Annotated in this window: 14 protein-coding genes and 1 pseudogene; 8 read left to right on the forward strand and 7 right to left on the reverse strand. The window is 62.2% G+C overall.

The window, feature by feature from the left end; genetic code table 11:
• Positions 1-21: 21 nt before the first annotated feature.
• Entirely contained in the window at positions 22-975 is a 954-nt protein-coding gene (locus tag AC1Q9F_RS12785) for an adenosine deaminase (protein WP_007958502.1), read from the forward strand.
• A gap of 121 nt (positions 976-1,096) precedes the next feature.
• On the opposite strand, the gene AC1Q9F_RS12790 is transcribed toward AC1Q9F_RS12785, so the two are convergent.
• The 3 genes from AC1Q9F_RS12790 to vimR form a co-directional block, all read right to left on the reverse strand.
• Positions 1,097-2,479 (reverse strand): MFS transporter, encoded by a 1,383-nt coding sequence (locus tag AC1Q9F_RS12790; protein ID WP_492620187.1) that lies wholly within the window; start codon positions 2,477-2,479, stop codon positions 1,097-1,099.
• 126 nt (positions 2,480-2,605) lie between these two features.
• Positions 2,606-3,340 (reverse strand): ArsR/SmtB family transcription factor, encoded by a 735-nt coding sequence (locus AC1Q9F_RS12795; RefSeq protein ID WP_007958496.1) that lies wholly within the window; start codon positions 3,338-3,340, stop codon positions 2,606-2,608.
• A 305-nt stretch (positions 3,341-3,645) separates the two neighbouring features.
• Positions 3,646-4,575: a transcription regulator VimR gene (gene vimR / locus AC1Q9F_RS12800; RefSeq protein ID WP_492620186.1), complete on the reverse strand. Its 930-nt coding sequence runs from the start codon at positions 4,573-4,575 to the stop codon at positions 3,646-3,648.
• A gap of 117 nt (positions 4,576-4,692) precedes the next feature.
• Here vimR and AC1Q9F_RS12805 point away from each other — a divergent pair, with 117 nt between their 5' ends.
• The 3 genes from AC1Q9F_RS12805 (at position 4,693) to AC1Q9F_RS12815 (ending at position 6,371) form a co-directional block, all read left to right on the forward strand.
• Positions 4,693-4,986 carry a putative quinol monooxygenase gene (locus AC1Q9F_RS12805; protein ID WP_492620185.1) on the forward strand — a complete coding sequence of 98 codons (294 nt, stop codon included), beginning with the start codon at positions 4,693-4,695 and terminating at the stop codon, positions 4,984-4,986.
• 31 nt (positions 4,987-5,017) lie between these two features.
• Positions 5,018-6,031, forward strand: a complete 1,014-nt coding sequence (locus AC1Q9F_RS12810; RefSeq protein WP_492620184.1) for a zinc-binding alcohol dehydrogenase family protein — start codon at positions 5,018-5,020, stop codon at positions 6,029-6,031.
• 166 nt (positions 6,032-6,197) lie between these two features.
• A complete protein-coding gene (locus AC1Q9F_RS12815) occupies positions 6,198-6,371 on the forward strand; it encodes a hypothetical protein (protein WP_170929593.1) in 174 nt (57 codons plus the stop codon).
• 10 nt (positions 6,372-6,381) lie between these two features.
• Here AC1Q9F_RS12815 and AC1Q9F_RS12820 read toward each other — a convergent pair whose 3' ends face one another.
• Together AC1Q9F_RS12820 and AC1Q9F_RS12825 are read right to left on the reverse strand one after the other, a co-directional pair.
• Positions 6,382-7,584, reverse strand: coding sequence for a multidrug effflux MFS transporter (locus tag AC1Q9F_RS12820; RefSeq protein ID WP_492620183.1), 1,203 nt, complete (start codon positions 7,582-7,584; stop codon positions 6,382-6,384).
• Between the two features lie 117 nt (positions 7,585-7,701).
• Positions 7,702-7,899 carry a heavy-metal-associated domain-containing protein gene (locus AC1Q9F_RS12825; RefSeq protein WP_492620182.1) on the reverse strand — a complete coding sequence of 66 codons (198 nt, stop codon included), beginning with the start codon at positions 7,897-7,899 and terminating at the stop codon, positions 7,702-7,704.
• Between the two features lie 148 nt (positions 7,900-8,047).
• Between AC1Q9F_RS12825 and AC1Q9F_RS12830 the strand changes: the two genes are divergently transcribed.
• The 3 genes from AC1Q9F_RS12830 (at position 8,048) to cueR (ending at position 11,315) form a co-directional block, all read left to right on the forward strand.
• Complete coding sequence (locus AC1Q9F_RS12830) at positions 8,048-8,431, forward strand: hypothetical protein (RefSeq protein ID WP_085609268.1); 384 nt, start codon at positions 8,048-8,050, stop codon at positions 8,429-8,431.
• Between the two features lie 77 nt (positions 8,432-8,508).
• Positions 8,509-10,905, forward strand: a complete 2,397-nt coding sequence (locus AC1Q9F_RS12835; RefSeq protein ID WP_492620181.1) for a heavy metal translocating P-type ATPase — start codon at positions 8,509-8,511, stop codon at positions 10,903-10,905.
• The gene (gene cueR, locus AC1Q9F_RS12840) at positions 10,902-11,315 is read left to right on the forward strand and encodes a Cu(I)-responsive transcriptional regulator (RefSeq protein WP_007958485.1); all 414 of its coding nucleotides are present in this window, start codon (positions 10,902-10,904) and stop codon (positions 11,313-11,315) included. Before AC1Q9F_RS12835 ends, cueR begins: the two co-directional genes overlap by 4 nt.
• On the opposite strand, the gene AC1Q9F_RS12845 is transcribed toward cueR, so the two are convergent.
• Together AC1Q9F_RS12845 and AC1Q9F_RS12850 are read right to left on the reverse strand one after the other, a co-directional pair.
• On the reverse strand, positions 11,269-12,486 hold the full coding sequence (locus tag AC1Q9F_RS12845) for an MFS transporter (protein ID WP_492620180.1): 1,218 nt from the start codon (positions 12,484-12,486) through the stop codon (positions 11,269-11,271). The genes cueR and AC1Q9F_RS12845 overlap by 47 nt on opposite strands.
• Before the next feature lie 56 nt (positions 12,487-12,542).
• Entirely contained in the window at positions 12,543-13,439 is an 897-nt protein-coding gene (locus tag AC1Q9F_RS12850; RefSeq protein ID WP_011332300.1) for a PA4780 family RIO1-like protein kinase, read from the reverse strand.
• 599 nt (positions 13,440-14,038) lie between these two features.
• Between AC1Q9F_RS12850 and AC1Q9F_RS12855 the strand changes: the two are divergent.
• Positions 14,039-14,971: pseudogene (locus tag AC1Q9F_RS12855) on the forward strand (cache domain-containing protein); the annotation flags it as partial.
• Positions 14,972-15,079: the final 108 nt, after the last annotated feature.

A 15,079-nucleotide genomic window follows, 5' to 3' on the forward strand; every position in this document is an offset into this window, starting at 1 on the left:
TGCACCTGATGAGAAAAGAATATGTACGACTGGCTCAACGCCCTGCCCAAGGCCGAACTGCACCTGCACCTCGAAGGCTCGCTGGAGCCCGAGCTGCTGTTCGCCCTGGCCGAACGCAACAAGATCGCCCTGCCGTGGAGCGACGTCGAAACCCTGCGCAAGGCTTACGCCTTCAACAACCTGCAGGAATTCCTCGACCTGTATTACCAGGGCGCCGACGTGCTGCGCACCTCCCAGGATTTCTACGACCTGACCTGGGCCTACCTACTGCGCTGCAAAGAACAGAACGTAATCCACACCGAACCGTTCTTCGATCCGCAGACCCACACCGACCGTGGCATTCCGTTCGAAGTGGTGCTCAACGGCATCGCTGCCGCGCTGAAGGATGGCGAGCAGCAACTGGGCATCACCAGCGGTCTGATCCTGAGCTTCCTGCGCCACCTGAGCGAAGACGAAGCGCAGAAAACCCTCGACCAGGCGCTGCCGTTCCGTGATGCATTCGTCGCGGTGGGTCTGGACAGTTCCGAGATGGGTCACCCGCCGAGCAAGTTCCAGCGTGTGTTCGATCGTGCCCGTCACGAAGGCTTCCTGACCGTCGCCCATGCTGGCGAAGAAGGCCCGCCGGAATACATCTGGGAAGCCATAGACCTGCTGAAAATCCAGCGTATCGACCATGGTGTTCGCGCCATCGAAGACGAGCGCCTGATGCAGCGGATCATCGATGAGCAGATCCCGCTGACGGTATGCCCGCTGTCCAACACCAAGCTCTGCGTGTTCGATCACATGTCGCAGCACAACATCCTCGACATGCTCGAGCGTGGCGTGAAGGTCACGGTGAATTCCGATGACCCGGCGTACTTCGGTGGTTACGTGACCGAGAACTTCCACGCGCTGCACACTCACCTGGGCATGACCCAGGATCAGGCCAAACGCCTGGCGCAGAACAGCCTGGATGCGCGGTTGGTAAAACCATAAGCAGCAGCGCATAACCAATGTGGGAGCGAGCTTGCTCGCGAATAGAGTCTGTCATTCAACGAAGATGTTGTTTGATACACCACTTTCGCGAGCAAGCTCGCTCCCACAGTTGGTTCAGGGTTCAGCCAATCACTTCTGCTTCGGTCAATTCCTCCAAGGTTTTACCCCGGGTCTCCATCCCGAACAGCCACACCACCCCCGCCGCAATCGCAAAGCACAGCGCCCCCAGCGCAAACACCCCGCCCTGCCCGGTGATCGGGAACACCAGCCCAGTGACCAACGGACCGAGCAACGACCCCACGCGCCCGATGGCCGAGGCGAACCCCGAGCCCGTCGCCCGCGCCGAGGTCGGATACAGTTCCGGCGTATAGGTGTAGAGCACCGCCCACATGCCGAACAGGAAAAACTGCATCAACAGCCCCGTACCGATCAGCAGCGCCACGTTGCCGCCAAACACTGCGCTTTGTCCGTACAGAAACGCCATCACCCCGCCGCCAAGCAACGTGACGATGCACACCGGCTTGCGTCCCCAACGCTCCACCAGCCAGGCCGCCATCAGGAAGCCGGGAATCCCGCCGAGGGAAATCAGCACCGTGTAATACACCGACTGAGTTACGGCGAAACCCGACTGTTGCAACAGTGCACTGAGCCACGAGGTCAGGCCGTAGAAACCGAGCAGCGCGAAGAACCACAGGCTCCAGATCATCGTCGTGCGCTGGCGATACAGCGGTGACCAGATCTGTTTAAGCGCCGAAAGGAAATGACCCGGCGGGGTCACGCTGCGTGGCAGACGAACCGGCTCCGGCAATGCAGCACCGCCGAGTGAGGCCTGTACCCGCGCCTCGATCCCGCACAAAACCTTGTCCGCCGCATCATGCTTGCCGGCCTGTTCCAGCCAGCGCGGCGACTCGGGAATGAAAAAGCGGATCGCCAGCACGAACACCGCCGGCACCGCCAACACCAGAAAGATGTCGCGCCAGCCAATCAATGGCAGCAGGAAATACGACAGCACCCCGGCAGCCACGAAACCCAGCGGCCAGAAACCGTCCATCAACGCGATATAACGACCCCGACGCTGCGCGGGTATCAACTCCGACAGCATCGACTGGGCAATCGGAAACTCCATGCCCATGCCGATTCCCAGCAGGATGCGAAACAGCGTCAGGCTCTCGACCGTCTGCGCCGTGGAGCACAGGTAACTGGCCAGCCCCCACAGGACGATGCTCCACTGGAACACCGGTTTGCGACCGAACCGATCCGCCAGCAATCCGGACAGCGACGCCCCCAGCACCATGCCGAAAAAACTCGAACTGGCCAGTAGACCAGCCTGCGCACTGCTCAGGCCGAACTCGGCTTTGATCGAGCCGAGCAGGAAGGTCATCATCGCCAGATCCATGGAGTCGAAAAAAAACGCCAGGGCGATGATGATGAAGATGATCCGGTGATAACCGCTGACTGGCAGGCGCTCCAGTCGATCTGCCGCGCTGAAGTTTCCCGTGTCCATGCCACCTCCTCAATCCGAAAAGTCCCCGGATCGAGTGTGCGCGATAGCGGTTGCGCGCCTGTGCCAGATGCGACGTGTTCGCAACCGTTGGCGACGTTCAGTCGCTAACCGGTGGAAGAAAGCGCTCTACAACGCCATTTCCAGCTCGGTTTCACAGGCGAAACGATGAATTTCCCGCTGGCCCGCCGCCGTCAGTTGCAGGGCGCGGGAATCGTTGGGCAGCACCAGCCAGCCCGACTGCATGAACAGCTGCAGCAACGCCGCCCCCAACGAGCCTCCCATGTGCGGGCGACGCTCGCTCCAGTCCGGACAGGCGCAGGCCACCTGGGCGTTACGGTGGGCCAGCGCCTGGATGTACACCCCGCGCCCGGCCAGTTGTGTCGAGCCTTTATGCGTGACCACCACTCTATGCTCAAGCTGCTCGATCCAGCCGGCATCGAGCAGCCGCTGATACAGGTCGGCGGCCAGCGTTCCACCCAGATGGTCGTCGCAAAACCGCGCGCGCAACAGTGACGAAGGCGCGGCCTGGGGTCTGACGACCGGCGAGGCACGCTTGAACACGTCGGGAATTTCTCGCGGAGCGCTGGCCAACGTGGCGCTGGCCAGCGCTTCGATGGCCGCGCCGATTTCGGGAGCCGCCAGGCGGAAGAAGCGTTTGCGACCGCGCGCCTCGACCTTCAACAGACCGCCAGCGGACAAGCGCCCCAGATGCGCACTGGCCGATGACGGCGAAAGCCCCGCCAGCAACGCCAGTTCCTCGGTCTGCCGCGCCGAGCCATCCATGAGCGCCCACATCATTGCGCTGCGTTTGGGATCGGCCAGCAACGTGGCGATCTGGCTGATGCAAGGTGCATGTTCCATCTATTCACTCCCTGTTGAATCGTATCGTCTACAGCTCATAGACATCTTGACCAGTAATCAGTCGTCGGCCAAGGCGCGCAAAATACCTTGAGCCCAAGCGAGGCAGCGCGCCGCAGCAAGGAAACCGCAGCACTGTCGCGACCCTCGTCCCTACCCGGCCGGTTGCGGTCTGATCGTTCTCGCATCGGCCTTTTGGTGCGGGCATCAGGCGGTCGCTAGTATAAGCGGGTTGCTCGCGGCGTCCTGCGCCGGAGCGGCCGTGGTTGGTGATTGTTCCTGAGAGAAATTTCGCTATTTACCTGCGACTAATGGTCAGACTTCTGGAAAACGGGAAAACGGCTACTCAATTCGGCGCAACGGCTGGCGAGCATCTCCCTCAGAAGGTTCACCGGCTTACTCAATTGTGCGCGATGGGCGCACAGCAGATTCAGCGGAGCGCGTTCGCAGAGCAGCTCCGGCAACAGCACTTTCAGCCGCCCCGCCAGCACATCACCGGCCACATCGAGCCAGGACTTGTAAGCGATGCCGGCTCCCGCCACAGCCCAAAGACGCACCACATCGGCGTCGTCACTGAAGCGGTCGCCACTGACGGTCAGGCCGACCTCGCGCTTGCCGTCATGAAAACTCCAATGCTCGTGCACCCGGCCGCCGAGCATATAAAGCAGGCAGTTGTGCTGGGCAAGCTGTTCCAGATGCAGCGGTTCACCGTGCCGGGCCAGGTAGGCGGGCGATGCGCACAGCACCCGTCGGTTGTGCGGAGCAATCGGCAACGCCACCAGACTCGAATCTTCCGGCTCGCCATAGCGCAAGGCTATGTCTACTGGCTGGCGAAACAGGTCGGCGATGCGGTCACCCAGCAGCAGGCGCACCGTCAGTTTCGGGTGTTCGCGCTGAAAATCATCAAGCCAGGGCAGCAGCAGGTTGCGCCCGAAGTCCGAAGGCGCCGACAGCTGCAGAATCCCGCTGACCTGATCCTGCCCGCTGGCCAGCAGACGACGGCCCTCATCGAGGTTGCTCAGCGCCGCCCGGGCGTACTCAAGAAACCCTTCACCTTCGGCCGTCAGCCGCAGGCTGCGAGTGGAGCGCGCCAACAACCGCGCGCCCAGTTGCTGCTCGATCCGTTTGAGCGCGGCACTGGCCACGGCGGCGGACATATCCATCACCCGCGCCGCCGCCGACAGACTGCCCAGATCCGCCGCCCGGACAAACAACTGCAAGTCATCGAAACGCAGCATCGTCAGCCCCGATTATCAAAAAAATATTGAAAGAGACTGCTCTTTTAGCCGGTTTTATCTCCGGCAGAAATAGCCAATCATGCCATCCATCGAATTCATCCCGTCCCGGAGTCGAACATGTCCCAGCCTTTCACCGCCATCGCCACCCTGATCGCCCGACCTGGCCAGCAGGACGCTCTCGAACAGCACCTGCGCGCCCTGATCGAACCGACCCACGCCGAAGCCGGTTGCGGTCAGTACGAACTGCACCAGGATCTGGCCAACCCGCTGGCCTTCTACATGATCGAACAGTGGGCCAGCGACGAAGCCCTGCAAGCCCACGATGCCAGCGCCCATGTCCAGCATTTCCGCAGTCAGGCCGAGGCGTTCCTCGAACACTTTGAACTCAAGCGCCTGCGCGTCATCGCCTGAAGCTTTCCTTTATTCACTTTCGGAGTTCTCCATGAAAGCCATCGCCTATTACGCCTCGCTCCCGATCAGCGACGAAAAATCCCTGCAAGACATCGAACTGCCGGAGCCGGTAGCCGGCCCGCGCGACCTGCTGGTGGAAGTCAAAGCGATTTCGGTCAACCCGGTCGACACCAAGGTTCGCCAGAACGTCGCGCCGGAAGGCGGCGCCGCCAAGGTGCTGGGCTGGGACGTGGCGGGTGTGGTCAAGTCGGTCGGCAGTGAAGTGACCTTGTTCAAGGCCGGCGACAAGGTGTTCTACGCCGGCTCCATCGCCCGGGCCGGTGGCAACAGCGAACTGCACGTGGTGGATGAGCGGATCGTCGGCCATATGCCGAAAACCCTCGGTTTCGCCGAAGCCGCTGCCCTGCCGCTGACCGCCATTACCGCTTGGGAATTGCTGTTCGAACGCCTGCAGATTCGCGAAGGCAACACCGATGAAGGCCAGAGCCTGCTGATCGTAGGCGCGGCCGGCGGCGTCGGTTCGATCCTCACCCAACTGGCCAGCCAGTTGACCGGCCTCAAGGTGATTGGCACCGCCTCCCGCCCGGAAACCCGCGACTGGGTGACCGAACTGGGCGCTGATCTGGTGATCGATCACAGCCAGCCGTTGAGCGAAGAACTGAAACGCGCCGGTGTCACCCACGTGACCCACGTTGCCAGCCTGACCCAGACCGACCAGCACCTGGACCAACTGGTCGAAGCCCTGGCGCCGCAAGGCAAGCTGGCGCTGATCGACGATCCGAAGACCCTTGACGTGACCAAGCTCAAGCGCAAGAGCCTGTCGCTGCACTGGGAGTTCATGTACACCCGCTCGCTGTTCGAAACGCCGGACATGATCGAGCAGCACAAACTGCTCAACCGGGTGGCCGGGCTGATCGACAGCGGCACCTTGAAAACCACGGTGGGCGAGCACTTCGGCACGATCAACGCGAGCAACCTGCGCCGCGCCCATGAACTGCTGGAAAGCGGCAAGGCCAAGGGGAAAATTGTTTTAGAAGGTTTCTAAAACTTGCAGGACCGCAGCCTTCTCCAGCCTCCGATGTGGCTGGCTCGGGGGCTGCGGTGTTTTTTTGCCGTCAGTCAGATGCTTGACCCTTGTCACAATTGCGATCGTATTCAGGACTACAATCGAGTCCTCTGCGATGCAATCTTTTACGTACGGGAGGTCAGCAATGAAGATCCTGATAAAAGAAGTGGCAAAGTCCCAGTGGCAAGTTCGTCTCGACCAGCACGCCGTGACCTTCCGCAGTGAGGCCGAAGCTCGCGCCTTCACTCGCACCCTCGAAGCGCGTATCTACGCGCCCCATCAGATTCCCGACCTCGGCCAGCAACGCGCTGTCGGCTGAGTTATTCCGTTCAGACTTCGGCCTGCGCCTTTGCCAGCGCCCGGGCATTCTGGATGCGCCGGGTAAGCATTGCTGCGCACACCACCAGCAAACCACACAGGCTGATGACGATGGCCATCGGCACGGCGGTGCCATCGTGCAGGATCCCCACCAGCGCCGAAGCCCCGGCGGCGACGCTGAACTGCATGCTGCCGAGCAACGCTGAAGCACTGCCGGCGCGACCGCCCTGCCCGTTCATCGCACACGCTGCCGCATTGGGGCTGATGCAGCCGAGGCTGGCCACGCAGATGAACAATGGAATCAGCAGTGGCCACAGGGCCTCGGTGTGCAAGGCGCTGACCGCGAGCAGCGTCAGCCCGGCACACAGGTAAACCCAGACCGCCCGCGACAGCAGGAAGGCCGGACCACGTTTGGCCAACAGTCGCGCATTGACCTGCGCCACCAGAATGAACCCGGCCGCGTTGGTGCCGAACAGCCAGCCGAAGTGCTCGGCCGGTACGCCGTACAACTTGATGAAAATGAACGGCGACCCAGCGATGTAGGCAAACATCCCGGCGATGGCGATGCCGCCGGTCAGGGCATGGCCCATGTAGACCGGGTCCGCCAGCAACCGACCGTACTGGCGCAAAGCGCCGGACAACGGCTGACGCGGAACATGCGCCGGCAGACTTTCCGGCAGACCGAGGGCCACCGCCAGTCCGGCCAAGGCACTGAATCCGGTCAGCACCAGGAAGATCGACTGCCATCCCGACGTGTTGACCAGCAGACCGCCGAGCATCGGCGCCAGAATCGGGGCCAGCCCCATCACCAGCATCAACTGCGAGAAGACTTTCGCCGAACCCACCGCGTCGCATTTGTCGCTGACCACCGCCCGGGCAATCACCATCCCCGCACAACCGCCCAGCGCCTGCACGAGCCGCGCGCCGATCAGCCATTCCAGATTCGGCGCATAGGCGCAGGCTACTGACGCCAGCGTGAACAGCGTCAGACCAATGAGCAGCGGAATCCGCCGGCCGAAGCGATCCGCCACCGGCCCATAAGCCAGTTGACCGATGGCCAGGCCGAAGAAGTAAGCCGACAGCGTCAGCTGGACGTGTTTCTCGTCGGTGCCGAACGCCAGCGCCATGGTGGGAAACGCGGGCAGATAAAAGTCGATCGCCAGCGGACCGAAAGCGGTCAGGGCACCGAGAATCAGAAGGGTACGGAAGTTCATCAGGCGTCCACGTTCGACAGGCAGTTGGGCGGGCACTTTAGTAGAGAGTGCAGCCCGACAGTCTAGCCGCGCGAGGACGCCTTGAACATTCCGGTAGCTCGCTAACTATTAAAAAGATCAGGCGAGTTTGATCCCGTAACCTTCCTCGCTGATCGCTTCGATCACCTGCTCGGCGCTCAGCGCACTTTCGACGCCGACTTCCTTCGCCGCCAGATCGACCCGCACGCTGGCGGCCGGATCCTTGCTCTGCACCGCCTGGGTGACGGCTTTGACACAGTGACCGCAGGACATGCCTTCAACAGTGAACACTTGCATGGAAAGACTCCTTTGAGTGAGGTTGCCGGCAGTTTCGGGCTTGCCACGATGGCAAGGTCAAGTTCTGCAAAAAACTGCCGGGCTGGCAATCGTCGCCGCGCTCGGCCAAGCTGCATGCATCAATGACATGAATTCAGGAGATTCAGCCATGCGCTGGTCAGCTTTCAGCCTGTTTGGCTTTCTCAGCCTCTTTGCCGCGATCCCTTCGGTGCATGCCGCCGGGGAAGATTACGGGGTGCTGATCATTTCCCGCGAGCGCCTGGAAGTCGCGACCTCGTGCGAAATCGGCGTGTACATCCAGGACCAACTGTCGGCGCGCCTGTTCCAGGAGCAAAGCACGTCGTTCAACCTGCCGCCGGGCAATGTCTCGCTGCGCCTGAAACTGCTGCCGGGACAAATGCCGGGTTGCAACCCGGGCATGCTTGCGCCGGGTTCGCAGGAGATCAGACTGCATGCCGGCGACATCCTGAAATTCCGCATCGCGATGAACCAGGAAGGCATGTACCTCAAGCCGACCGGCCTCGGTTACTGACGCTTTCGGATTGGCGCTTGACCTTGCCAGCATGGCAAGGTTGATCCTGTAGGCATCTACTACAGGGAGTACGACCGATGTCCGATTCCATCACGTTCGATCTGCCCATCAGCGGCATGACCTGCGCCAGTTGCGCCGGCCGTGTCGAGCGGGCGTTGAGCAAAGTCAGCGGCGCCCGTGCCGTCAGCGTCAACCTCGCCACCGAACAGGCCCGGGTGCAGGCCCCCGGCGACAGCCTGCCAGCGCTGATGGAAGCGGTCGAACGCGCCGGTTACAGCGTGCCGCAGCACACCGTGGAATTGAACATCGACGGCATGACCTGCGCCTCCTGCGTCGGTCGCGTCGAACGCGCCCTGAACAAAGTACCGGGGGTGAAGAGCGTCAGCGTCAACCTCGCCAATGAACGCGCCCACCTCGAATTGCTCGGCGCGGTCGACCCGCAAACCCTGATCGCCGCCGTGAGCAAGGCCGGTTATTCGGCCAGCCTCTTCGAACTCGAACATCCACAATCCGACAATCGCCAGCAACGCCTGAACCATGAACGCTGGGCGCTGATCTGCGCCATCGCCCTCGCCTTGCCGCTGGTGCTGCCGATGTTGCTGCAACCGTTCGGCATTCACTGGATGCTGCCGGCCTGGGCGCAATTCGCCCTCGCCACTCCGGTGCAATTCATCTTCGGCGCGCGGTTTTATGTGGCCGCGTGGAAAGCCGTGCGCGCCGGCGCCGGCAACATGGACTTGCTGGTAGCGCTGGGCACCAGCGCCGGTTATGGCTTGAGTCTCTATGAATGGGCGACCGCTGCCGGGCGCATGCCGCATCTGTATTTCGAAGCCTCGGCGGTGGTCATCGCTTTGGTGCTGCTTGGCAAATACCTGGAAAGCCGTGCCAAACGCCAGACCGCCAGCGCCATCCGCGCACTGGAAGCGCTGCGCCCGGAGCGGGCAATTCAAGTCATCGATGGCCGCGAACAGGACGTCGCCATCAGCGCCCTGCGCCTTGGCGATCAGGTATTGGTCAAACCCGGTGAACGTTTCCCGGTGGACGGCGAAGTGCTGGAAGGCCAGAGCCATGCCGACGAAGCATTGATCAGCGGCGAAAGCCTGCCGGTACCCAAACAACCGGGCGACAAAGTCACCGGCGGTGCGATCAACGGCGAAGGCCGCTTGCTGGTGAGCACCACGGCGCTCGGCGCGGAAAGCGTGCTGGCACGGATCATCCGTCTGGTGGAGGACGCGCAGGCGGCGAAAGCGCCGATCCAGAAACTGGTGGATAAAGTCAGCCAGGTGTTTGTGCCGACGGTTCTACTGCTGGCCCTGGCCACGCTGATCGGCTGGTGGCTGTACGGCGCGCCGCTGGAAACCGCGTTGATCAACGCCGTCGCGGTGCTGGTGATCGCCTGCCCGTGTGCCCTCGGTCTGGCGACACCGACCGCGATCATGGCCGGCACCGGCGTCGCCGCCCGTCACGGGATTTTGATCAAGGACGCCGAAGCACTGGAACGTGCCCATGAAGTCAGCGCCGTGGTGTTCGACAAGACCGGCACGCTGACTTCCGGCACGCCGCGCATTGCGCATTTTTTAAGCGCGATCGACGGCGACGAAAACACCCTGCTGACAGCTGCCGGCGCGCTGCAACGCGGCAGCGAACATCCACTGGCCAAAGCGGTGCTGGATGCCTGTGCCGAACGCAGTCTGAACGTACCGGATGTCAGCGACAGCCAGTCCCTGACCGGGCGCGGCATCGCCGGCAGCCTCGACGGTCGGCGCCTGGCGCTGGGCAACCGGCGCTTGCTGGAAGAAAGCGGTCTGAACGCCGGAAACCTGAGCGAATCCGCCAAGGCCTGGGAAACCGAAGGTCGCACGCTGTCGTGGTTGATCGAGCAAAGTCCGGAGCCCCGCGTACTCGGTCTGTTCGCCTTCGGCGACACCCTCAAGCCCGGCGCGCTGCACGCGGTGCAACAACTGGCCGCCCAGCACATCCACAGCCACCTGCTGACCGGCGACAACCGCGGCAGCGCCCGGGTGGTCGCCGAAGCGCTGGGCATCGAAAACGTCCATGCCGAAGTGCTGCCGGCGGAAAAAGCCGCCACTGTCGCCGAGCTGAAAAAGACCGGCGTCGTGGCCATGGTCGGCGACGGCATCAACGACGCCCCGGCACTGGCCGCCGCCGACATCGGCATCGCCATGGGCGGCGGCACCGACGTGGCCATGCACGCCGCCGGCATCACCCTCATGCGCGGTGATCCACGGCTGGTGCCGGCCGCGCTGGAGATCAGCCGCAAGACCTACGCGAAGATCCGCCAGAACCTGTTCTGGGCCTTCGTCTACAACCTGATCGGCATTCCGCTGGCAGCGTTCGGCTTCCTCAATCCGGTGCTGGCCGGTGCGGCGATGGCCCTGTCGAGCGTCAGCGTGGTGAGCAATGCGCTACTGTTGAAAACCTGGAAACCCGAGGATCTGGAGGACAACCGATGAACATCGGCCAAGCGGCCCGCCACAGTGGCCTGAGCGCGAAGATGATCCGTTATTACGAGTCGATCGGTCTGCTCAAGGCGGCCCATCGCACCGACAGCGGCTATCGCGTCTACGGCGACGATGACCTGCACACGCTGGCGTTCATCAAGCGCTCGCGGGACCTGGGCTTTTCGCTGGAGGAAGTCGGAAAGCTGCTGACCCTCTGGCAGGATCGCCAGCGCGCCAGCGCCGATGTGAAGGCCCTGGCCCGCCAGCACATCGACGAGCTGAATCAGAAGATCCGCGAACTCGGCGAACTGCGCGACACCCTGCAGGATCTGGTCGAGCACTGCCACGGCGACCATCGTCCGGACTGCCCGATCCTCAAGGAACTGGCGTCGGGCTGCTGCGCGCAACCCGCTCGCGCCTGAGCAGCAGGATTTTCATCGACAGCACTGTGGCGAGGGGAATGCCGTGGAACAGCAACACCACGGCACCCGGCGCCCACCACTCATAGAACGGTGCGGCGATCAGCATGCCGACGCCGAACCCGGTCATCTGCAACAGCGTCAGAAAACTGAAGATCGGCAGGCGCAGGGGCTCCGGCTCCCGTTGCAACCGTGACATCAGGCCAACTTCCGAGAACCCGTCGCCCAGTCCGGCCGGCAGCGAAAACAGCAACAGACCAACGACGCTGTGCTGCTGGAACATCAGGATGAATCCGCAGGACATCAGCAGCACGCCACCGAAATAGCGGCGCTCCAGATGGACGTTTTCCGAGCCGTTCAGGCGACTGGCGATCCGTGCGCCGAGCAGTTTGCCGGCGGCCCACACCGCGAGCATCAGGCCCAGCGTGGTGCTGGCCGAATCCGGCGTCAGCAGTCTGGAAATGATCGGGAAGCCGACGTTGTGCGCAGCGCTGCCAAGGGTGTCGGCCATCGTGACAGCCAGCATCGCCGCCACCACTGGAGCACTGCGCAGGCCTTGCAGCAACGCCGACCATTCCCCCTGTTTAGCGCCGGATTCGGCCACCGGCTCCGGTGCACTGAACCGCAGCGGCGCAATCAACACTGCCGCCAACAGATAGGTCAGCGCATTCAGCGCGAACACCGTTTCAAAACCAAACCCCGCGACCAGCAACCCGGACACCAGACTGCCGCCGACCATCGCCATCGAAGAGGCGGAGGTGATCCACGCATTGGTCTTGAGCAACTGCGCCGGCTCGATCAATCGCGGCAACTGGCTGTTGAGGCCGATGGCAAACATCGAATTGCCGAAGCCCAGACCGAACGCGATCAGCGGCAGCAACAACGCCTGCTGACTGACCGGCACGATCAGCAACAAACCGAGCACTGTGGCGCGCAATAGATCGAAGGCAATCAACGGCAAGCGGCCACTGCATCGACGATAAAACGCGGTACCGATCAGGCTGGCGAAAATCCCGCCGCCCACCCGACTGGCGAGAAAAATCCCCACGCTCATCGCGCTGTTGCTCAGCAGGTAGACATAAGTGGCCAGCGCAACCATGTTCAGGAAAGCGCCGAAATCGGAAATCAGCCGGGCCGTGATGATCAGCCGGGCATTGCGGGAGGTGGTGGTCACAATCAATCCTTGAATGTGTAAAACCCGGCCGAAGCCGGGTTTTCTTTTTCAGATGCTCACTGCATCCACGGTGGCGGAGGCGGCTCGTCAGACTTGCCCTTGGGCTCGTCGTCCGCCGCGCGGATGGCTTGCTTGCGCTCCTCATCCAGACGCGCCGCTTCGATCTCGCGCAGTACCCCGCCGACATCGGCCAGGTCCTCGGGATCGTCGAACTCGCCGGTCAGCACGCTGGCCGGGTGCAACGTACCCGCTTCGTACAACGCCCACATTTCCTTGGCGTATTTGGTCTTCTTCAACTCCGGGGCAAAGCGACCGAAGTACGAAGCCATGTTGCCGACGTCACGTTCGAGCATGCTGAACGCGTGGTTGTTGCCGGCGGCGTCCACCGCTTGCGGCAGGTCGATGATGACCGGGCCGGTCGGCGTCAGCAGCACGTTGAACTCCGAGAGGTCACCGTGCACCAGACCGGTACACAACATCAGCACGATCTGCGAGATCAGGAACGCGTGATACTCGCGGGCCTGATCCGGCTCCAGCACCACATCGTTGAGACGCGGCGCGGCATCACCGTATTCGTCGGCCACCAGTTCCATCAGCAGCACGCCTTCGAGGAAGTCGTACGGCTTGGGCACCCGCACCCCGGCGTTGGCCAGGCGGAACAGCGCCGCGACTTCGGCGTTCTGCCAGGCATCTTCGGCTTCCTTGCGCCCGAACTTGGACCCCTTGGCCATCGCTCGGGCCTGTCGGCTGTTACGAACCTTGCGGCCTTCCTGATACTCGGCCGCCTGGCGGAAACTGCGTTTGTTCGCCTCCTTGTAGACCTTTGCGCAACGTAACTGATTGCCGCAGCGCACCACATAAACAGCTGCTTCTTTGCCACTCATGAGTGGACGCAGCACTTCGTCGACCAGACCGTCCTCGATCAGGGGTTCAATGCGTTTTGGAGTCTTCATCAGCTTTTATTGTGGGTCCTTTATTACCAAACACGCGAATGTCATTCGTTATACGGCAATCCTCGCATCACGGGGAGGGGTTGCCGACCTGTGAACCTGTGGATGCACACACTGTGCCGGATAAACCGGGCCGATCCGCCTCTTTATCGGCCGCTGCGAATCATAGCCGAGGCTGTCGAAGTTGTTGGCGACAGCACTTGAGGGCATTTGCGACAGAATCTGACATCCCGCTGCACGCAGCTCGTAAGAATTTTCTCTTCCGGCCTCAATTTCCCCCTCCGGCAGCCGAATTCCTCAGAGACAGAGGAATTTGTCCGACAATCGTTCCAAAAAAAATCTTCGATGTCGCACTCAAGGAAACGGGTGGAAAACAACGTTTTTCGGCTGCCAATAACCGCGAGTCATCTGCACTGCGTGGGCCTACAAGAAAATCTGGAGCGCGGATGAACATCAAACAGAAGTTGACCTGGGCGTTTGCAATCATCGCCTGCTTGCCCGTGGTGCTGGTCGCCACGCTGGTGGTACTCAACCTGCGCAGCGATGCCCGGGACGATTTTGTCGACAGCAGCGGGCGCGAGATCCGTCAGGTCAGCAACGCCATGCAGCTTTTCTTTGACGGCATCAGCCAGAACGTCGATTACCTGGCGACGCAACCGCTGATCAAGAACACCGACGACAGCCTCAAGACCTACATGAGCGCCAACGCCGAAAGCATTCCGCAGGGCGAGATGGACAAGAAGGTCTTCGCCTTCCTGCAGGATCTGGGCAACAGTCACCCGGCTTACGCCTACGCAATCGTCGGCACCGCTGCCGGCGGCTACGTGTCCTGGCCCGACGATCCCAAGCTGAGCAACTACGACCCGCGTCAGCGCCCGTGGTACAAGGCCGCACAGGCCAAACCCGGCAAGCCGTTCCGCACTGCCGCCTATTACTGGGCGCAGGACGATGCGACCTACGTCAGCACCGTGCGCACCATCGACAACAAGCTCGGCAGCAACGGCGGCGTGGTCAGTATCGACGTGACGCTCAAGCAGCTCACCGAGATCGTCAAACAGATCAAACTCGGCGAAAGCGGTTACCTGATGCTGCTGGAAAACAGCGGCACGGTGCTGGTCGATCCCAAGCAGCCGGAGCACAACTTCAAGCCGCTCGACAGCCTCGGCGAGGGCTACGCGCAACTGGCCAAGGCCGGCAAAGGACTGGTGGAAGTCGAGCTCAACGGCGAGCGCTACATGGCCAACGTCTGGCCGTCGGAGCAACTGGGCTGGACCTTCATCGGCCTGATCAAACAGAACGACGTGATGAGCTCGGCCACTAAACTCACCTGGCTGATCGCAATCATCGCTGCCGTGCTGGCGGTGATCTTCGCGGTGGTCGGCGCCAGTTTCGCCAGCCTCATCGTGCGGCCGATCCGCAGCGTGGCCAGCGGTCTGGAAGGCATCGCCCAGGGCGAAGGCGACCTGACCAAGAACCTCGACATCCGTGGCAGCGACGAAACCGCGCAACTGGCCAACTGGTTCAACCAGTTCCTCACCGCGATCCGCAGCCTGATCCAGCACATCGGCGGCGCGGCCGGGAAAATCCTCGCCACTTCGCAGAGTTCGACCCGGGTCTCCGGCGACATGGCCGAAGCCGCCGGG

The sequence above is a fragment of the Pseudomonas sp. GW823-FHT04A03 genome, from assembly GCF_058796615.1.

Excerpts from the sequence above, each read along its gene's own strand:
- vimR (WP_492620186.1), bottom strand. The coding sequence starts at position 4,575 with ATGCTGCGTTTCGATGACTTGCAGTTGTTTGTCCGGGCGGCGGATCTG.
- AC1Q9F_RS12815 (WP_170929593.1), top strand. The coding sequence starts at position 6,198 with ATGAAGATCCTGATAAAAGAAGTGGCAAAGTCCCAGTGGCAAGTTCGT.
- cueR (WP_007958485.1), top strand. The coding sequence starts at position 10,902 with ATGAACATCGGCCAAGCGGCCCGCCACAGTGGCCTGAGCGCGAAGATG.
- AC1Q9F_RS12825 (WP_492620182.1), bottom strand. The coding sequence starts at position 7,899 with ATGCAAGTGTTCACTGTTGAAGGCATGTCCTGCGGTCACTGTGTCAAA.
- AC1Q9F_RS12820 (WP_492620183.1), bottom strand. The coding sequence starts at position 7,584 with ATGAACTTCCGTACCCTTCTGATTCTCGGTGCCCTGACCGCTTTCGGT.
- AC1Q9F_RS12805 (WP_492620185.1), top strand. The coding sequence starts at position 4,693 with ATGTCCCAGCCTTTCACCGCCATCGCCACCCTGATCGCCCGACCTGGC.
- AC1Q9F_RS12810 (WP_492620184.1), top strand. The coding sequence starts at position 5,018 with ATGAAAGCCATCGCCTATTACGCCTCGCTCCCGATCAGCGACGAAAAA.
- AC1Q9F_RS12795 (WP_007958496.1), bottom strand. The coding sequence starts at position 3,340 with ATGGAACATGCACCTTGCATCAGCCAGATCGCCACGTTGCTGGCCGAT.
- AC1Q9F_RS12830 (WP_085609268.1), top strand. The coding sequence starts at position 8,048 with ATGCGCTGGTCAGCTTTCAGCCTGTTTGGCTTTCTCAGCCTCTTTGCC.
- AC1Q9F_RS12785 (WP_007958502.1), top strand. The coding sequence starts at position 22 with ATGTACGACTGGCTCAACGCCCTGCCCAAGGCCGAACTGCACCTGCAC.
- AC1Q9F_RS12790 (WP_492620187.1), bottom strand. The coding sequence starts at position 2,479 with ATGGACACGGGAAACTTCAGCGCGGCAGATCGACTGGAGCGCCTGCCA.
- AC1Q9F_RS12850 (WP_011332300.1), bottom strand. The coding sequence starts at position 13,439 with ATGAAGACTCCAAAACGCATTGAACCCCTGATCGAGGACGGTCTGGTC.
- AC1Q9F_RS12835 (WP_492620181.1), top strand. The coding sequence starts at position 8,509 with ATGTCCGATTCCATCACGTTCGATCTGCCCATCAGCGGCATGACCTGC.